This window comes from Pantoea sp. ICBG 828 (assembly GCF_002928355.1).
Classification (GTDB): domain Bacteria; phylum Pseudomonadota; class Gammaproteobacteria; order Enterobacterales; family Enterobacteriaceae; genus Pantoea; species Pantoea dispersa.
The window spans coordinates 375,795-393,488 of sequence record NZ_POWN01000005.1; the positions used below are offsets into that span (position 1 = coordinate 375,795).

General features: G+C 59.7%; 16 protein-coding genes. 6 read left to right on the plus strand and 10 right to left on the minus strand.

Annotated features, from left to right (window positions below; translation table 11 throughout):
• Position 1: 1 nt before the first annotated feature.
• The gene (locus tag C1Y43_RS24140; RefSeq protein ID WP_104188662.1) at positions 2-1,189 is read right to left on the minus strand and encodes an arabinose transporter; all 1,188 of its coding nucleotides are present in this window, start codon (positions 1,187-1,189) and stop codon (positions 2-4) included.
• A 53-nt stretch (positions 1,190-1,242) separates the two neighbouring features.
• Positions 1,243-2,559 carry an amidohydrolase family protein gene (locus C1Y43_RS14625; protein ID WP_058770840.1) on the minus strand — a complete coding sequence of 439 codons (1,317 nt, stop codon included), beginning with the start codon at positions 2,557-2,559 and terminating at the stop codon, positions 1,243-1,245.
• A 140-nt stretch (positions 2,560-2,699) separates the two neighbouring features.
• Between C1Y43_RS14625 and C1Y43_RS14630 the strand changes: the two genes are divergently transcribed.
• The gene (locus C1Y43_RS14630) at positions 2,700-3,608 is read left to right on the plus strand and encodes a LysR family transcriptional regulator (RefSeq protein WP_104188664.1); all 909 of its coding nucleotides are present in this window, start codon (positions 2,700-2,702) and stop codon (positions 3,606-3,608) included.
• A 6-nt stretch (positions 3,609-3,614) separates the two neighbouring features.
• On the opposite strand, the gene C1Y43_RS14635 is transcribed toward C1Y43_RS14630, so the two are convergent.
• The 3 genes from C1Y43_RS14635 to C1Y43_RS14645 all read right to left on the minus strand — a co-directional run bounded on the left by C1Y43_RS14635 (position 3,615) and on the right by C1Y43_RS14645 (position 5,493).
• Positions 3,615-3,983: a hypothetical protein gene (locus C1Y43_RS14635; RefSeq protein ID WP_021506573.1), complete on the minus strand. Its 369-nt coding sequence runs from the start codon at positions 3,981-3,983 to the stop codon at positions 3,615-3,617.
• 125 nt (positions 3,984-4,108) lie between these two features.
• Positions 4,109-5,029 (minus strand): NADP-dependent oxidoreductase, encoded by a 921-nt coding sequence (locus tag C1Y43_RS14640; RefSeq protein ID WP_104188666.1) that lies wholly within the window; start codon positions 5,027-5,029, stop codon positions 4,109-4,111.
• Between the two features lie 20 nt (positions 5,030-5,049).
• Complete coding sequence (locus tag C1Y43_RS14645) at positions 5,050-5,493, minus strand: ester cyclase (protein WP_104188668.1); 444 nt, start codon at positions 5,491-5,493, stop codon at positions 5,050-5,052.
• Between the two features lie 95 nt (positions 5,494-5,588).
• Here C1Y43_RS14645 and C1Y43_RS14650 point away from each other — a divergent pair, with 95 nt between their 5' ends.
• Positions 5,589-6,500, plus strand: a complete 912-nt coding sequence (locus C1Y43_RS14650) for a LysR family transcriptional regulator (RefSeq protein ID WP_104188670.1) — start codon at positions 5,589-5,591, stop codon at positions 6,498-6,500.
• 113 nt (positions 6,501-6,613) lie between these two features.
• Here C1Y43_RS14650 and guaA read toward each other — a convergent pair whose 3' ends face one another.
• Together guaA and guaB are read right to left on the minus strand one after the other, a co-directional pair.
• Complete coding sequence (guaA, locus tag C1Y43_RS14655; RefSeq protein ID WP_021506569.1) at positions 6,614-8,194, minus strand: glutamine-hydrolyzing GMP synthase; 1,581 nt, start codon at positions 8,192-8,194, stop codon at positions 6,614-6,616.
• A gap of 72 nt (positions 8,195-8,266) precedes the next feature.
• Positions 8,267-9,733 carry an IMP dehydrogenase gene (guaB, locus tag C1Y43_RS14660; RefSeq protein WP_021506568.1) on the minus strand — a complete coding sequence of 489 codons (1,467 nt, stop codon included), beginning with the start codon at positions 9,731-9,733 and terminating at the stop codon, positions 8,267-8,269.
• A 168-nt stretch (positions 9,734-9,901) separates the two neighbouring features.
• On the opposite strand from guaB, the gene xseA reads away from it, so the two are divergent.
• The 4 genes from xseA to C1Y43_RS14680 all read left to right on the plus strand — a co-directional run bounded on the left by xseA (position 9,902) and on the right by C1Y43_RS14680 (position 13,019).
• Positions 9,902-11,269 (plus strand): exodeoxyribonuclease VII large subunit, encoded by a 1,368-nt coding sequence (gene xseA, locus C1Y43_RS14665; protein ID WP_104188792.1) that lies wholly within the window; start codon positions 9,902-9,904, stop codon positions 11,267-11,269.
• Between the two features lie 125 nt (positions 11,270-11,394).
• Positions 11,395-12,408, plus strand: coding sequence for a M4 family metallopeptidase (locus C1Y43_RS14670; protein ID WP_104188672.1), 1,014 nt, complete (start codon positions 11,395-11,397; stop codon positions 12,406-12,408).
• Positions 12,405-12,734 (plus strand): protealysin inhibitor emfourin, encoded by a 330-nt coding sequence (locus C1Y43_RS14675; RefSeq protein WP_021314501.1) that lies wholly within the window; start codon positions 12,405-12,407, stop codon positions 12,732-12,734. The genes C1Y43_RS14670 and C1Y43_RS14675 overlap by 4 nt, the downstream gene beginning before the upstream one ends.
• Before the next feature lie 102 nt (positions 12,735-12,836).
• On the plus strand, positions 12,837-13,019 hold the full coding sequence (locus C1Y43_RS14680; protein ID WP_071813581.1) for a general stress protein: 183 nt from the start codon (positions 12,837-12,839) through the stop codon (positions 13,017-13,019).
• A gap of 86 nt (positions 13,020-13,105) precedes the next feature.
• On the opposite strand, the gene C1Y43_RS14685 is transcribed toward C1Y43_RS14680, so the two are convergent.
• The 3 genes from C1Y43_RS14685 to der form a co-directional block, all read right to left on the minus strand.
• Positions 13,106-15,544, minus strand: coding sequence for a glucose/quinate/shikimate family membrane-bound PQQ-dependent dehydrogenase (locus tag C1Y43_RS14685; protein WP_104188674.1), 2,439 nt, complete (start codon positions 15,542-15,544; stop codon positions 13,106-13,108).
• A 329-nt stretch (positions 15,545-15,873) separates the two neighbouring features.
• Positions 15,874-16,101 carry a zinc ribbon domain-containing protein gene (locus C1Y43_RS14690; protein ID WP_104188676.1) on the minus strand — a complete coding sequence of 76 codons (228 nt, stop codon included), beginning with the start codon at positions 16,099-16,101 and terminating at the stop codon, positions 15,874-15,876.
• A gap of 85 nt (positions 16,102-16,186) precedes the next feature.
• Positions 16,187-17,677, minus strand: coding sequence for a ribosome biogenesis GTPase Der (gene der, locus C1Y43_RS14695; RefSeq protein WP_021506563.1), 1,491 nt, complete (start codon positions 17,675-17,677; stop codon positions 16,187-16,189).
• Positions 17,678-17,694: the final 17 nt, after the last annotated feature.

Genomic DNA, 17,694 nt, shown 5'->3' on the forward strand with positions numbered 1-17,694 from the left:
CTTAAGCGTGAAATGAAGCGGCGCGCGATGTCAGCGCCAGCAGCGCACCGAGCAGCGCACAGGCCGCACCAAACAGATAGACGGCGGCATAGCTGAAGTGGCTGGCGATGGCACCGGCAATCGGTCCGGAAATACCATAAGCGATGTCGAGAAAAGCAACGAACGCGCCCATGGCGCTGCCGCGACTGGCCGGCGGCACGCGTTTCAGCGCTTCCACGCCGAGGGCGGGAAAGATCAGCGCACAGCCAAGACCGGTAATCAGCGCGCCGGTGAGCGCCAGCGTTTCGTCAGGCGCAAACCACAGCAGCATCTGCCCCAGCGCCTCCACCAGCAGTGAATAAGCCGCCACGCGGTAGCCACCAATGCGATCCGGCAGATGTCCCAGCACCAGGCGCACGGCGATAAAACCAACGCCAAACGCGGTCATCACCCAGCCGGCCAGCTGCCAGTGACGCGCGGCGAAGTAGAGCGAGGCGAAAGCCGTCAGGCCGGCCAGTCCGACGCCCTGCAGCATCAGGCCACAGCCTTCCCGCCAGATGCGGCCAATCACCCGATAGAACGGCAAACGTGTTCCCCCGACCGCGCGATAACCGCTGGCAGCCGTGGCGATGAGCGCCGCCAGCAGCGGAGCCGCGATGCAGGCCAGCATCGCCGCCGCTAAGCCGACGTGCTGATACAGCATCATGCCGGCAGGGGCACCGAGCGACAGCGCGGCAAACATGGCGATACCGGTCCAGGACATCGACAGACCGGCACGCTGTGGCCCGACCGAGGCGATTGACCAGGCCACGCAGCCGGTGACGAACTGGCTTTCGCCCATACCCGCCGCCAGCCGTCCGGCAATCACCAGCGCCAGACTGACCGCCGGTGAAAAGCCCGGCAGTGCGGCCAGCCAGTACAGCACGCCAGCCAGCGCACACACCGCCGCGCCCTGCAGCGCCGAGCGCTTACCGCCAACGCGATCGGTCAGTTGACCGGCGTAACCGCGCGTCAGCACGGTGGCAACAAACTGTATCCCGATCACCAGCCCGACCCACAGGTTGCTGAAACCGAGATGCTGATGGATAAACAGCGGGATTACCGGCAACGGCAAGCCGACCGCCAGATAACCGCAAAACAGCGCGGCAATCACGCCGGTCGCCGGTCGCGACAAATGCGCAGCTTCAGCCTGCGCGCTTAATGCAGACATAACAGCCTCCATAAATGAACAGACAGCGCGGCAGGCCGCCGCGCTGAGGAAAATCAGGCAAACAAAGGATGGTGATAGCCGCTGGCATTCAGCAGATAGTCGCGCGAGGCGGTAATTTCCGCGTTCAGCTGTGCCACATCGACGTTGAGCAACTGACCATGACGTTTACGCAGTTCACCCGCCACCATCACGGTATCAACATCGGCGCGTTGCACCGCCTGCACCACCGTTGCCGTCACGCTGGTCAGCGGGAAAACGCCGATACCATCGGTGCGCAGCATAATAACGTCGGCCTGTTTACCTGGCGTGAGCGTGCCCGTTTGCTGCTCCAGCCCGGCCGCACGCGCGCCGTTAATCGTGGCCGACTGCAGTACGGCTTCCACGCTAATCGGTGCCGGTACATCGCTTTCGCCCCGGAAGCGGCGATAGCGCATCGCTGAGCGTTGCTGGTTAAACAGCGCCTGCATTTCACCGAACAGATCGCTGCCGAAGGCGGTATCGAGATCGATACCGAGAGCCGGCGTCATTCCGCGATCGACCGCCTGCTGCCAGGCAAAGCTGTCGTCGTCGAAACCAAACAGCGCATCCGAACGCGGATTCACGGTAATGTTGACGCCCGCGTCCGCCAGCTGCTGCCAGGTGTGCGCCGGTACGCGCGTACAGTGGTTGAAAATGTTGTGCGGACCCAGCAAGCCGGGTTCGGCAAACTCCGCCGGCAGCTGCGCCAGGTCACCAATAAACTCGGTGAGAATGCGCATATCCAGCTCGCGCGCCACGCGCCACCACGCCAGGTTGAGCTGGCCAAACAGGCCAACCTGCACACGGCTGCCGGCGTGATTCCAGCGGCTGGCGAGACGGGCCAGATCGCCCGGCAGATGATCGCTGGAAGCCTGCTTATCCATTGCTGCGCCAACCATGTGCAGCGCACGAATCCCGCTCTCCTGCAGCGCATCGAGCGCCGCATCGGTATGCGCCGGACTGCGTGAACTGTGGCAGGCATCAATCACCGTGGTGATGCCGGCATCCAGGCATGCCAGCGCCGTCAGCCGGGTGCTGAGGTACATATCCAGCGGACGGTAATGCGCGCCGAGCGTTTCTGCCACCACATCGATATAGACAAACAGGTCGTCAACGTTGGGCATCAGGCGGCGCATCGCACCCAGCCACATATGGTGATGCGCATCCACCAGGCCTGGCATCACGATATGGCCGCGGGCATCAATCACCTGCGCATCGTCGGCGGAAAGGTTTTCCCCCACGGCGGCGATACGATCGTCCTCAATCAGCACATCGCCACAGACGAGGTCGGGCACGCTGGCGTCCAGCGTCAGGATAGTGCCGCCTTTAAAAAGGGTGCGCCGTACAGTCATAACATTCTCCTCAAAAGAGATCAGGAATCCGGCGGTCAGTGCCGGTCGCGTTTCGGGGCACACAATAAGTTGCAGCGCATTTTTGATAAAGGTAGGCTCAGGCAAATGATCTTTGCTAAAAATCAAAGATGGAGAACAGGATGAGTTTTGATGGCCGACTATTATCCGGCATGAGCGTGCTGGCAGCCGTGGTTGAAGCCGGCAGCTTCAGCCGCGCCGGTGAGGTGCTGGGGTTATCCGCCTCGGGCGTCAGCCGGGCGATTTCACGACTGGAACAGCGTCTCGGCGTGCGCCTGCTGGATCGCACCACCCGCACCCTGCATCTCACCAGCGAAGGTGCCAGCCTGTATGAGCGGGCGGCGCCGCATCTGGAAGGGATTGAAGAAGCAGCAAACTACGTTTCCGGCGCCGCCGTGACGGTGCGCGGTACGCTGCGCGTGAGCCTCAATCCGCTGTTTTCCCGCTATGTGCTGGCGGCAAAGCTGCCGCTGCTGCGTGCCCGTTATCCGCATCTGGAACTGACGATTTTGCAGCAGCCCGATGTGGGCGATTTGGTAGCAGAAGGTATTGATGTGGCGGTGCGTTTCGGGCCGCAGCCGCCATCCACCATGACCTCACGCCTGCTGTTACAAACGCGCGTCCTGACGGTGGCCGCTCCGGACTATCTGGCGCGCTGTGGCCGCCCGACGCAGCCGCAGCAGCTGCCTGAGCACAATTGTCTGCAATACATCGATCCGCGCAGCAATAAGCCCTTTAGCTGGGAGTTTCATCGTGGCACGCAGCGGCTGACGGTCGCCACCCACGGCCATCTGACCACCACCGATCCGGATTTAATGGTACAGGCGTGCGTCGGCGGTGCCGGCGTGGCCCAGGTGCTGGCGCTGAGCGTGCAACATCTGATCGCCAGCGGTGAACTGGTCGAACTTTTCCCCGACTGGCCTGACGAAACCTATCCGCTGTTTATCACCCGGCCTTCGCGCCGTCTGGCCCCGGCGGCGGTGGAGGCATTTCTCGGTTTTTGCCTGGAGATTTGTGCGGAACAGAGCTGACGCAAATTACCGATTACCCTCAGCGCGTGTTTGCCGGTAATAGCCCACCAGCTGAACGATGAAGGTGAGCGTCGCGAGTAAAAACAGTATCCCACCCAGGGGAATGGTGCCGAGCAGGAACCAGCCCATGACGCCTAATTCATACAGCAACTGGCCGCGATCTTCTCCCAGGATGTAACAGGGATGCACGTTGCCTTCGTCCAGCTGGCAGCCCGCCAGACTGGCGACATATCCCGCGCCCATCGCGCAGATCAGCGGCAGAAACGCGAGAAAAGCCGTACCGCACAGCATCGCAAGATAGAGAATGATGATGGATGTCAGCGAGCGTTTGCCAGGTGGTGCGCGCTTGCCCGCGGCTCTGAAATTGAACAGCACGTTTCCTCCTGAAGCCTCTGCCGTTAACACCAGATTATTAACATATCCTTATCCCCTGCGACAGACCGGTAAACAAACGCCCGCGGGGTAGCGGGCGCGTTTTTACTGCGACATGACGCCAGGCGTTAAGGATTGGCGCGGATAATCACTTTGCCGCGCGCATGGCCGGTCGCCACCTTCTCCAGTGCGGAGCGTGCATCATCCAGCGAAAAGATAGCGTCGGTGATGACCTGTAACTGCCCGGTCTGGAACAGGCTGCTCGCCCGGGCAAGATACGGCGTCGCGCTGGCGAAGAAGACAAACTCGCCGTGATGACCGCTGACGGGCGTGATGCCAAACTCCACCAGCGTGGCAATGCGCCCGCCGGCGCGCAGCACGGACCAGGAGCGGCTCAGCGTTTCGCCGCCGACGCTATCTATCACCAGGTCGATATCGCGCGTTGCTGCAAAGTCCTGCGTGCGGTAATCAATCACCTCATCGGCGCCCAGACTGGTCACCAGCGCGTGGTTTTTCGCCGACGCCGTGGCGATGACATAAGCGCCCGCCTGATGCGCCAGCTGGACGGCCATGCTGCCGACGCCACCCGCTGCGGCGTGAATCAGCACGCGCTCGCTGCGCTGCAGCTGGCCCACATCGAACAGCGCCTGCTGCGCGGAGCCAAACGCGGTAGGCAGCGCCGCGGCCTGTTCGGCGCCCATTGCTGTCGGGACAAGGCATACGTCATCGGCGGCGATCACCAGGCTTTGTGCAAAAGCCCCGCCTGCACCCGGTGGCGTGCGCCCGAATACGCGATCGCCCGGTTTTAAATGGCTCACGTGATCGCCAACCGCTGTAATCACGCCGCAGAAATCCATGCCCGGCACGTAAGGCAGGTCCACCGGGAAAACCTGCTGCATGTGCCCTGAGATGATTTTCACATCCAGCGGGTTAACGCTCGCCGCTTCAACCTGCACCGTCACCTCATCAGGACTGGCGGCGCGTAATTGACGTTCGCCAATCGTCAGAACATCGGCGGTGCCAAACGTATCAATCAATGCTGCTTTCATTATCAACTCTCCGGTCTGATTCAGGCTTGTGGCGGAAACTGGCCAAGCTGGAGGAACAGGCCAAACCAATCTTCCATGTGCCAGGTGGTGATCAGACGGGCGTCCTCCAGCGCATGGAACTCATGCAGACGGAAGCTCACTTTCTTGCCGGTCGGCGCGATACCGAAAATTTCGCCGAGATGGGTGCCGCTGATTTCCGCCCGCGCCGCGATGCGGCCAGGTTCCTGAATCATGTCATGCACCACGATCTGCACGTCCGGAAAAGCCTGCGCCAGCATGCGAATGATCGGCTTGATGCCTTCCGGCCCGGGCGCCTGTCCCGGCGCCAGCGGAATGTCTTCCCATGACGGAGCCAGCACGCTATCGACCAGATCGGGGTTGTTGTCGCTGAAGGCCTGATAGAGCGTCTCTACCGCCTGTCGTTCAATTTTCAGACGTTGTACGTATTCTGCTGCTGGATTCATCGTTATTCACTTTCAGGTGAGGGTTGGTTGTGGAATTTTGCGCAGCGCCCTACAATTCGTCCAACAAATATTCAATATGAGTGATTATTTGCCGTATGGATTTTCATGGCATCGATCTCAATCTGTTAGTGGCTTTTGACGCGCTGATGAACGAGCGCAACGTCACGCGGGCGGCAACCCATGTGGGCGTCAGCCAGCCGGCGATGAGTGCGGCTTTGTCACGGTTACGCACCCTGTTCGGTGACCCGCTGTTCATGCGCAGCGCGGAGGGTTTACTGCCGACCGCGCGTGCGCGCGATCTGTCCGGCCCCATCGCCGGGGCGTTGCGCCAGCTCGAAGCGACGCTGGTGGCAAAGCCCGCGTTTGCAGCGGAAAAAGCGCAAATAAACTTCAAACTGGGCGTGTCGGAGTATCCGGCTTTCGTGTTGCTGCCTTCGTTAATGCAGACGCTACAGGACGTCGCCCCCGGCGTGTCATTGAATGTGCAGGCGTTTACCAACCGCGATCACGCGGTCGATTTGTTAGATGCCGGCGCGATTGATGTCGCCATCGGCGTCCTGCCCACCCACAGCGATAGCCGCATCATCTCCCGGCCAGTATTGCGCGATGAATTCGTCACCATCGTCGCCAGCAACCATCCGGCGGCCAGACGCGGCATGGACATGGAGAGCTACCTGGCGCTGCCGCATATTCTGGTCTCGCCGGAAGGTGAACTGTACGGCCTGGTTGATCAGGTGCTGGCGCAGCAGGGTAAAAAGCGCCGGCTGGGGCTGACGGTCCAGCAGATGTTTACGGTGCCGTCTATCGTGGCGCAAACCCACATGACGGCGACCGTGATGAAACGCGTGGCGCTGCATGCGCAGGCCAGTCGCCAGCTGGTGCTGTTCCCTCCCCCGCTGTCGTTGCCCGAAATGGTGTTCAACCTGATCTGGCACCGGCGCAGCGACGCGCATCCCGCCCAGCAGTGGTTCAGGGAATTTATTGAACAACAGGCGGCGCGGCTGTAGGCGCTGTATCTAAATTCTGCGCTGATCGGGCGATGCGAAAGATGGCAGGATAAAAAAGCCCGCAGTTACGCGGGCTTTGAGGCTTCAGGTGCTGGCGGTTGCCAGTGCGGGCGTTACTCCCACTCAATCGTCGCAGGCGGTTTACCTGAAATATCATAAACCACGCGTGAAATGCCGTTCACTTCGTTGATGATGCGGTTTGAGACGCGGCCGAGGAAGTCGTACGGCAGGTGCGCCCAGTGGGCCGTCATGAAGTCGATGGTTTCGACAGCACGCAGGGAAACCACCCAGTCGTATTTACGGCCATCGCCCATCACGCCGACGGAGCGCACCGGCAGGAACACGGTAAAGGCCTGGCTGACTTTGTTGTACAGATCGGCTTTGCGCAGCTCTTCGATAAAGATGGCATCGGCACGGCGCAGCAGGTCGCAGTACTCTTTCTTCACTTCACCCAGTACGCGCACGCCCAGACCCGGGCCCGGGAAGGGATGACGGTACAGCATGTCGTAAGGCAGGCCGAGTTCCAGACCGATTTTACGCACTTCATCTTTGAACAGCTCTTTCAGCGGCTCAACCAGGCCCATCTTCATCTCTTTCGGCAGACCGCCCACGTTGTGGTGCGATTTGATTACGTGCGCTTTACCGGTAGCTGAAGCCGCCGACTCAATCACGTCCGGATAGATGGTGCCCTGCGCCAGCCATTTTACGTCGGTCAGCTTCAGTGCTTCTTCGTCGAACACTTCCACGAACACGCGGCCGATGATTTTACGTTTGGCTTCCGGATCGTTCTCGCCCGCCAGCGCGTCGAGGAAGCGCCCTTCTGCCGCAACGTGCACGATGTTCAGACCAAAGTGGTCGCCGAACATGTCCATCACCTGCTCAGCTTCATTCAGACGCAGCAGTCCGTTATCGACGAACACACAGGTCAGGCGCTCACCAATCGCGCGGTGCAGCAGCATCGCGGTCACGGACGAGTCCACGCCGCCGGACAGGCCGAGAATCACACGGTCTTCACCCACCTGCTCACGGATGCGCTCTACCGCATCTTCGATGATTTTGGCTGGCGTCCACAGCGCTTCACAGCCGCAGATGTCGCGCACAAAACGCTCCAGCATGCGCAGGCCCTGACGGGTGTGCGTCACTTCCGGGTGGAACTGCACGCCGTAGAAACGCTTCTCTTCGTTGGCCATGATGGCAAACGGGCAGCTTTCGGTGCTGGCAACCGTCACGAAGTCTGCCGGGATCGCCGTGACTTTGTCACCGTGGCTCATCCACACGTCGAGGAGCGGTTTGCCCGCCGCGCTGATGGCATCTTCGATATCACGCACCAGCGCGCTCGGGGTTGTCACTTCAACCTGCGCATAACCAAATTCACGCTCGTTCGAGCCTTCAACCTTACCGCCCAGCTGCATCGCCATGGTCTGCATGCCATAGCACACGCCCAGCACCGGCACACCGGCGTTGAACACATATTCCGGCGCGCGCGGGCTGTTGTGCTCGGTGGTGCTTTCCGGACCACCGGACAGGATGATGCCGTTCGGGTTGAACTGGCGTATTTGCTCTTCGGTGACATCCCACGCCCAGAGTTCGCAGTAGACGCCCAGCTCACGCACGCGGCGCGCGACCAGCTGCGTATACTGAGAACCAAAATCGAGGATCAAAATACGATGTTTATGAATATTTTCAGTCGTCATTGAGGCGTTTCCATTGGGATGGACTTAATAATAAAAGCGCCCGGCTGGAGCCGGGCGGGAAATCTTACGGGATTATGAACCCATGCGGTAGTTCGGTGACTCTTTGGTGATGGTCACATCGTGCACGTGGCTTTCGTTGATGCCGGCGCCGCTGATGCGCACGAACTCGGCTTTGGTGCGCAGATCGTCGATGGTCGGGCAACCGGTCAGGCCCATGCAGGAGCGCAGGCCGCCCATCTGCTGGTGCACGATCTCTTTCAGGCGGCCTTTATAGGCAACGCGCCCTTCGATACCTTCCGGCACCAGTTTGTCGGCAGCGTTATCGCTCTGGAAGTAACGGTCAGACGAGCCTTTGGACATCGCGCCCAGTGAACCCATACCGCGGTAGGATTTGAACGCACGGCCCTGGTAGAGCTCGATTTCGCCCGGCGATTCTTCGGTACCGGCCAGCATGGAGCCAACCATTACCGCCGACGCACCCGCGGCGATGGCTTTGGCGATGTCACCAGAGAAACGGATACCGCCGTCAGCGATGACCGGAATACCGGTACCTTCCAGCGCTTCAACAGCGTCGGATACTGCCGTGATCTGCGGTACGCCAACGCCGGTAACGATACGGGTAGTACAGATGGAGCCCGGGCCAATGCCCACTTTCACCGCGCTCACGCCCGCGTTAGCCAGCGCCAGTGCGCCTGCACCGGTCGCCACGTTGCCGCCGATGATTTCGAGGTCCGGATATTTTGCGCGGGTTTCACGGATACGCTGCAGCACGCCTTCGGAGTGGCCGTGCGAGGAGTCGATCAGCAGTACGTCAACGCCCGCAGCGACCAGCGCATCAACGCGCTCTTCGTTGCCGGCACCGGCACCCACCGCGGCACCGACGCGCAGACGACCCTGCGCATCTTTACAGGCGTTAGGTTTACGCTCGGCCTTCTGGAAATCTTTAACGGTAATCATGCCCAGCAGGTGGAAGCTGTCGTCAACAACCAGCGCTTTCTCGACGCGTTTTTCGTGCATTTTCTGCAGCACGACTTCACGCGCTTCACCCTCTTTCACCGTCACCAGGCGCTCTTTCGGCGTCATGACCGCGGTCACCGGCAGCGTCATATCGGTCACGAAGCGCACGTCACGACCGGTAATGATGCCCACCAGCTCGTTGTCAGCGTTAACCACCGGGTAACCGGCGAAGCCGTTACGTTCGGTCAGCTCTTTCACCTCGGCCAGCGTGGTGGTTGGCAGCACGGTCTGTGGCTCCGTTACGACGCCGCTTTCGTGTTTTTTCACCTTGCGAACTTCATCCGCCTGGCGCTCAATCGACATGTTTTTGTGGATAAAGCCCAGACCGCCTTCCTGCGCCAGCGCAATCGCCAGACCGGCTTCGGTCACGGTGTCCATCGCTGCAGACAGCATAGGAATGTTGAGACGGATGTTTTTGGTCAGCTGTGTGCTGAGATCGGCCGTGTTGGGTAAAACAGTGGAGTGAGCGGGAACGAGCAGGACGTCGTCAAATGTGAGGGCTTCTTTCGCGATTCTTAACATTGCAATATCTCCACCTGGGGCGTTTAAAACAGATAAAATATTGCCGCGGCATTATACAGGCCGAAATCGGTTGCCTCCAGTGTTTTTTCGGAAAAAGTCTTGATCCTCCGGGGCAGGCATGTAGTATCGGTTAATTAACCCTCTGATTTGAAATTTGATCCTCATCACATGTCGCTACCGCCAACCGCCAATATTTTTACTGTCAGCCGCCTGAACACCACGGTGCGCCAACTGCTGGAAAATGAGATGGGCCTGGTGTGGCTCAGCGCTGAAATTTCCAATTTCACTCAGCCCGCTTCCGGTCACTGGTACTTCACCCTGAAGGACGATGGCGCGCAGGTGCGCTGTGCCATGTTCCGCAACAGCAATCGACGCGTCAGCTTTCGCCCGCAGCACGGTCAGCAGGTGCTGGTGCGTGCCAGCATCACGCTGTATGAGCCGCGCGGCGACTATCAGTTGATTATCGAAAGCATGCATCCGGCCGGTGAAGGGCTGCTGCAGCAACAGTTTGAGCAGCTGAAAGCCCGGCTGGCGGCGGAGGGGCTGTTCGACCAGCAGTTTAAACAGCCGCTGCCGGAGCCGGCGCGCCAGGTGGGCGTGATCACCTCTGCCACCGGCGCGGCATTGCACGATGTGCTGCGCGTGCTGCATCGCCGCGATCCCTCGCTGCCGGTGGTGATCTATCCGACGGCAGTGCAAGGCGTTGATGCGCCCGCCGCCATCGTGCGCGCCATCGAGCTGGCCAACCAGCGTGACGAGTGCGACGTGCTGATTGTCGGGCGCGGCGGCGGTTCACTGGAAGATCTGTGGAGCTTCAACGACGAGCGCGTGGCGCGGGCCATCTTTGCCAGCCGCCTGCCGATCGTCAGCGCCGTTGGGCATGAAACCGATGTCACCATCGCCGACTTTGTTGCCGATCTGCGCGCGCCGACGCCTTCTGCCGCTGCCGAACTGGTGAGCCGCAACCAGCTCGAGCTGCTGCGCCGTTTGCAGTCTCAGCAGCAGCGCATGGAGATGGCGATGGATTATTACGTGGCGCAGCAGCAACGCCGCTTCACCCGGCTGCAGCATCGTCTGCAACAGCAGCATCCGCAGCTGCGCCTGGCACGGCAGCAAACCACGCTGATTCAGCTGCAGCGTCGTCTGCAGGAAGCGGCCGACCAGCGGCTGCGCCTGGCGCATCGCCAGCAGGATCGCCTGCTGCAGCGCCTGCAATCCCAGCAGCCGCAGGGACGTATTCTGCGCGCTCAGCAGCAGTTACAGCAGTGGCACTACCGGCTGCAGCAGGGCATGGAAAAACAGCTCAATCACAGCCGGCAGCGTTTTGGTACGCTGACAGCACAGCTGGAAGGCGTAAGTCCGCTGGCGACGCTGGCGCGTGGCTTTAGCGTCACCACCGATGCTCAGGGCCAGGTGGTGAAAAAGACCCGTCAGCTGCATACCGGCGATCTGCTGCGTACCCGGCTGGATGATGGCTGGGTGGAGAGTCAGGTGACGGCGTTACAACCGCAGAAGACGCGCAGCCGTAAGGCGTGATAATCTTTTCAGCCGCATAAATGGTTGATAACCCCTCGTAAATCGCGCGCACCGCAGACGCAGCGGCGCGCGATTGATAAGCGGGTCTATACTTTCTGACATACCCATCCGTCAGGGAGTCCGACATGCCTTACAGCGTTATTCCTCCGTATATTCTGCGAAACATCATCGATAACTGTTCCGGCGCACAGCAGGATTACGCGCGGCGCACCCTCACCCACGTGCAACAGCTGATGGCGGAACATCCTCATACCGCCAGCGCAGCCAGCACCGCGCAGCCCGGCAGTGTTTTGCGTGCTATCTACGATGCGGGTAATACGCAAAATCTGCCTGGCACCCTGATCCGTGAGGAAGGCCAGCCCGGTAACGGTGACGTCGCCGCCGACGAAGCGTGGAACTATCTCGGCATCACCTATGATTTCTACTGGCAGATCTATCAGCGCAACTCGCTGGACAACAAAGGCCTGAAACTGGATGGCACCGTGCATTACGGCAAGGAGTACCAGAACGCCTTCTGGAATGGCCAGCAGATGGTATTTGGCGACGGCGACGGTGAGATCTTCAATCGCTTTACCATTGCCATTGATGTGGTCGCGCACGAGCTGACGCACGGCGTAACCGAAACCGAAGCCGGGCTGATTTACTTCCAGCAGGCGGGTGCGCTCAACGAATCGATGTCCGATGTGTTTGGCTCGCTGGTGAAGCAGTATCACCTCAGGCAAAGCGCCGATCAGGCCGACTGGATCATCGGCGAAGGGCTGCTGGCGGCGGGTATTAAGGGCAGCGGCCTGCGCTCGATGTCTGCGCCCGGTACCGCCTATGACGATCCGCTGCTCGGCAAAGATCCGCAGCCTGCCGATATGGATCATTATATCGACACGCGCGAAGACAACGGCGGCGTGCATCTTAACTCCGGCATTCCCAATCGCGCCTTCTATCTGGCAGCGACCGCGCTGGGCGGCTTTGCCTGGGAACGGGCCGGTCAGGCATGGTACGACACGCTATGCGATAAGGAATTGCCGCAGGATGCCGACTTCAGCACCTTTGCGCGCTTTACCGTACAGCATGCCGCAAAACGTTTTGATAATACGGTGGCACAGGCGATCCAGTCCGCGTGGCACGAGGTAGGTGTAAGGTGAATATTCAGCTGACCGATGACGCCATCATTGAGCTGGCGCGTGAAGGCGGCATTGCATTTATCCCCGGCCTGCGCAGCGAGCGGCGATTTGCGCTGGCGCAGCTGCCGGAACCGCAAAAGCAGCGCGTGTGCAACGTGCTGGAGCAGGCGCTGCCGCTCGGCGAGCCGGAGGAACAGGCCGCCAGTATCGGGCGCGGCGACCAGCGCTATTTTCGCATCCAGATAAGCTACGCGACCCACCGCGAAGCCGGAACGATTGTGATTCTGATTCCGGAAAACGTTGCGCCTCCTGAACTGCAGGCGCTGTGGCGCGATGGCGAAGAATAACTTAGACAGTTCCCACAGCATCGCCGTAACTAACTGACTATACTGGATAACGTGGCTAGCTAGTCCACATCAAAGAAAATACCCTTAGATGAGGTCTCTGCTATGACACAAACCAAGCAACGAGGCGGTGCCGGGAACTTTGCAGAGGACCCGGAGCGCGCCAGGGAAGCCGGTAGCGCGGGCGGCAAAGTCAGTGGGGGCAATTTCAGGAACGATCCTGAGAGAGCCAGGGAAGCTGGAAGAAAAGGAGGTCAAAAAAGCCGTCGCCCCTCTAAGCAGAAGTAAGTAAGGATCCTTACAGGAAGGAGTACGCCACGGAAGGTTAATAAAAAAGGCCGACATCATGATGTCGGCCTTTCTTTTACTGCGGCTTACTTGCTGTCGGGCAGCGCGTAAGCAATCACGTAATCACCGCGATCCGGTGACTGACGCGCACCGCCTGCGGAGATCAGGATGTACTGCTTGCCGGTTTTCGGCGAAACATAGCTGATTGGTCCGCCCTGGCTGCCCACCGGCAGACGTGCTTTCCACACTTCTTTACCGGTTGAGCTGTCGAAGGCGCGCAGGTAGTAATCCTGGGTGCCGGCAATAAATACCAGACCGCCCTGCGTTGCCAGCGTACCGCCCAGCGTCGGCATACCGACCGGCATCTGCGCAAGCATTTTGATACCAAACGGACCGGTATCCTGCACCGTACCAACCGGCACCTGCCACACAATCTGACGGGTCTTCATGTCGATGGCCGACAGCGTACCGAACGGCGGTGCCTGACACGGAATGCCCAGCGGCGACATGAAGCGGTTTTTGTTTACTGCGTACGGCGTGCCTTTCAGCGGTACCGCACCCATGCCGGTGTTGATGGCTTCACCGCCGTTGCTGGCAGCCGATTTGGTGGTGTCCTGCGGAATCATCTGCACCCACAGGCCGAGACGCATATCGTTAACGAACATGTACTGGTTGTTCGGATCGAACGAGATGCTGCCCCAGTTCATGCCACCGAGCGAGCCCGGGAAGCTGAGCGAAACATCGGTGTCCGGCACGGTGAACAGGCCGTCATAACGCATGCCTTTAAAGGCAATACGGCAAGCCAGCTGGTCAAACGGCGTGGCGCCCCACATGTCTGACTCGGTCAGTTTCTGATTGCCAATGTTTGGCATTTCTACCGAGTGCGGCTGAGTTTTGGTGTACTGCTCGTTCGGGATATGGCCCTGCGGCATCGGCAGCTCTTCAACTTTGGTCAAAGGCTTGCCGGTCAGGCGATCCAGCACCCAGATCATGCCGGTTTTCCCGCCGATCACCACCGCAGGTTTGGTGGTGCCGTCCTTCATCGGGAAGTCCACCAGGCTCGGCTGCATTGGCAGGTCGAAGTCCCACAGGTCATTGTGGACCGTCTGATACACCCACTTCTCTTTACCGGTGGTGGCATCCAGCGCCAGCACCGACGCGCCATATTTGTGATCCAGCGCGGTACGGTTGGCACCCCACAGGTCCACCGACGAACTGCCCATCGGCAGGAACACGGTGTTCATCGCCGGATCGTAAGAGATTGGCGCCCATGAGTTTGGCGTGCTGCGGGTGTAATCCTGACCTGGCATCAGTACGGCATTTGGATCTTCATTGCCCGGGTCAAACGCCCAGCGCATCTGGCCGGTGATGACGTCGAAGCCACGCAGAACGCCGCCAGGCATGTCTGTCTGTACGTTATCCGCGACGCGACCGCCCACCACAACCGTGGTGCCTGCCACCTGCGGCGGCGAGGTCAGCTGATACTGCGGGTCCGGCGCGCTGCCGAGACCTTGCTTCAGATCGACCACACCGTGGTTGCCGAAGTTTTCACACAGCTCGCCGTTATCGGCATTGATGGCAATCAGACGTGCATCGATGGTGTTCATCAGGATGCGACGCTGGCAGCTATCGCCCGCCGCCAGCGTTACCGCTGGCACCGGCGTGGAGCCCGGCTGCGTTGGCTGCTGTACCGGTTTGGTGGCATCAAAGTACGCCAGACCACGGCAGCGGTTCCACACCTGCGCCTGCGCATTGATTTCGCGCTTCCAGATCTGCTTACCGCTGTCGGCTTCCACCGCAATCACGTTGTTGTGCGGCGTACACAGATACAGGGTATTACCCACCTGCAGTGGCGTTTCCTGATCTTCTGCACCGTTACCGGTCGGGCTGATCGGCGTGTCGCCGGTATGGAACGTCCAGGCAACCTGCAAGTCTTTCACGTTGTCGCGGGTAATCTGGTCGATAGCGGCAAAACGGTCACCCTGCGGCGTACGGCCGTAGCTGCTCCAGTCCTGCTGCGGTTTGCTTTTATCTACCGGGATCAGCGGCAGTTGCTTGCCGGTGAAGGCCACGGTCGGATGCGGCTGGAACATCTGGACAAAGGTGACCACCATACCAACGGCAAGCACCGCTGACAGCGCATACGAAAGCTTCGCCAGCGAGGCCTTGCCTTCACGCTTACGCAGCGCCGGCCAGGTAATAAACGCCAGCACCATCAGGCCGGCCGGCACCATCAGGCGCGACACCAGCGGCCAGAACTGCCAGCCAGCATCGTACAGCGCCCAGATCAACGTGCCGGCGAAGACCAGAATGAACAGCGTAACCGCCGAGGATTTACGGCGAAAGAACTGAATCGCCGACAGTAACATGACGATACCGGCAATGAGGAAGTACCAGCTGCCGCCCAGGGCCACCAGTTTACCGCCACCGATCGCGAAGAACAGGCCGATCGCCAGCAGGACCAGCCCGAATAACACGGACCAGAGACTCAACCCTTTACCGGGACGAGCGGAATTTTCTGCCATAACACAAACTCTCCTGAAAAAATAACGCGTGGCGGCCGGAATGCGGGAGCAGCCGGTCAATGTCCTCCTGACTGAGCAGGGACAGGAAGTTATCCGTTACGCTTTATTTTATATCTGTTGGTACGGGAGCTACGCCCGTTATGCAGCGCTTGTGAGCGAGGCCGCAGGATCAATATCCGCTGGCATTCGCGACAAGGCGGGCAGGATTGTACCATCCGGTACAATTAAAAGTGAACATCCATAACGCGGTAGTTACTGGGCAATAGCATTTTTGCTACAAACGCAGCGCGAAGCGAGCAGCCAGTGCCACTTCGCGCTATCGCAAACCCTCATTCCATGACGTTTTCCGGGCGATAATGCACGCGTCTGCTGGAGATCAGGCCGTGACCGTGGGTACAGAAATAATCTATGGCACCGCACGCTTTTAGTACCTGCAGCGGCTGCTGGCAGTCGGGACAGCAGGCCAGCGCGGTGAAATGACGCTGGCAGTGCGGGCAGTCGAAGCGTTGTTCGCTGTAAGTGAGCGGTTGCTGACAGTGAGGGCATGGGGTGAGCATGATGACTCCGGAATCGTGGCTGAGGATCGTGATAAAACCGGATGTTACGCCAAAAAAAGAGGGCCCATCCGGGCCCTCATCATGTTTAGCGTTTGTTTTTCTTCAGATGCGATATCAGACGCTTACGCTTACGCTGCTGGGTTGGCGTCAGCAGGTTACGTTTGCCCGCATACGGGTTATCGCCCTCTTTAAACTGGATGCGAATCGGCGTTCCCATCACGTTCAGCGAGCGGCGGAAGTAGTTCATCAGGTAACGCTTGTAAGAATCCGGCAGATCCTTCACCTGATTACCGTGAATCACCACAATCGGCGGGTTATAACCACCGGCATGCGCGTATTTGAGTTTCACGCGGCGGCCACGCACCAGCGGCGGCTGATGGTCGTCAGCAGCCATGTTCATGATACGCGTCAGCATGGAGGTATTTACGCGTTTGGTCGAGCAGTCGTACGCTTCGGTCACGGATTCAAACAGGTTGCCCACGCCGCTGCCGTGCAGTGCCGAGATAAAGTGCACGCGCGCGAAGTCGATAAAGCCGAGACGGAAGTCCAGCGTCTCTTTCACTTCATCTTTAATCTCCTGCGACAGGCCATCCCACTTGTTGACCACAATCACCAGTGAGCGCCCACTATTCAGGATAAAGCCGAGCAGCGACAGGTCCTGATCGGAAATGCCCGCGCGCGCGTCAATCACCAGCATCACCACGTTGGCATCTTCTATCGCCTGCAGCGTTTTGATGACGGAGAATTTTTCCACCGTATCAGTGATTTTGCCGCGCTTACGTACGCCCGCGGTATCAATCAGAATATACTCGCGGTCATCACGCTCCATCGGAATGTAGATGCTGTCGCGTGTGGTGCCCGGCATGTCGTACACCACCACACGATCTTCACCGAGGATACGGTTGGTGAGCGTTGACTTACCTACGTTGGGACGCCCGACAATCGCCAGTTTGATCGGCAGACCGGTCGGATCGAAGGCTTCTTCCTCTTCTTCCTCCAGCGCTTCACCGTTCTCCTCGGCGGCTAACGCGGCCCAGTAAGCTTCGTTTTCGTCCTCTTCGCTGACTTCCCGCGGCGCGATATCATCCATCCACGGCAGCAGCGCGGTTTCCAGCAGGCTGGTGACGCCACGACCATGCGACGCGGCAATCGGGTGAATCTCACCCAGGCCGAGCGCGTAAAAGTCCAGCACCGCAGCATCCGGATCGAGACCGTCAGTTTTGTTGGCAACGAGGAACGTCGCTTTATCGCGCGAACGCAGATGATTGGCGATCTGCTGATCCGCCGGCATGACGCCAGCACGCGCATCAACTAAAAACAGCACCACATCGGCCTCTTCAATCGCCAGCAGCGACTGCTCCGCCATGCGGTTTTCCACGCCTTCCTCGGTGCCATCAATACCGCCGGTATCGATAACAATAAATTCGCGCCCTTCCACTTCGGCGCGACCATATTTGCGATCGCGAGTCAGTCCAGGGAAATCGGCCACTAACGCATCACGTGTGCGCGTTAAGCGGTTAAACAGCGTGGATTTCCCCACATTGGGACGCCCAACCAGCGCGACCACAGGTACCATAACACTTGCCTCAGTTT

Coding starts and splice junctions, on each gene's coding strand:
- C1Y43_RS24140 (WP_104188662.1), bottom strand. CDS start 1,189: ATGTCTGCATTAAGCGCGCAGGCTGAAGCTGCGCATTTGTCGCGACCG.
- C1Y43_RS14625 (WP_058770840.1), bottom strand. CDS start 2,559: ATGACTGTACGGCGCACCCTTTTTAAAGGCGGCACTATCCTGACGCTG.
- C1Y43_RS14630 (WP_104188664.1), top strand. CDS start 2,700: ATGAGTTTTGATGGCCGACTATTATCCGGCATGAGCGTGCTGGCAGCC.
- C1Y43_RS14640 (WP_104188666.1), bottom strand. CDS start 5,029: ATGAAAGCAGCATTGATTGATACGTTTGGCACCGCCGATGTTCTGACG.
- C1Y43_RS14645 (WP_104188668.1), bottom strand. CDS start 5,493: ATGAATCCAGCAGCAGAATACGTACAACGTCTGAAAATTGAACGACAG.
- C1Y43_RS14650 (WP_104188670.1), top strand. CDS start 5,589: ATGGATTTTCATGGCATCGATCTCAATCTGTTAGTGGCTTTTGACGCG.
- guaA (WP_021506569.1), bottom strand. CDS start 8,194: ATGACGACTGAAAATATTCATAAACATCGTATTTTGATCCTCGATTTT.
- guaB (WP_021506568.1), bottom strand. CDS start 9,733: ATGTTAAGAATCGCGAAAGAAGCCCTCACATTTGACGACGTCCTGCTC.
- xseA (WP_104188792.1), top strand. CDS start 9,902: ATGTCGCTACCGCCAACCGCCAATATTTTTACTGTCAGCCGCCTGAAC.
- C1Y43_RS14670 (WP_104188672.1), top strand. CDS start 11,395: ATGCCTTACAGCGTTATTCCTCCGTATATTCTGCGAAACATCATCGAT.
- C1Y43_RS14680 (WP_071813581.1), top strand. CDS start 12,837: ATGACACAAACCAAGCAACGAGGCGGTGCCGGGAACTTTGCAGAGGAC.
- C1Y43_RS14685 (WP_104188674.1), bottom strand. CDS start 15,544: ATGGCAGAAAATTCCGCTCGTCCCGGTAAAGGGTTGAGTCTCTGGTCC.
- C1Y43_RS14690 (WP_104188676.1), bottom strand. CDS start 16,101: ATGCTCACCCCATGCCCTCACTGTCAGCAACCGCTCACTTACAGCGAA.
- der (WP_021506563.1), bottom strand. CDS start 17,677: ATGGTACCTGTGGTCGCGCTGGTTGGGCGTCCCAATGTGGGGAAATCC.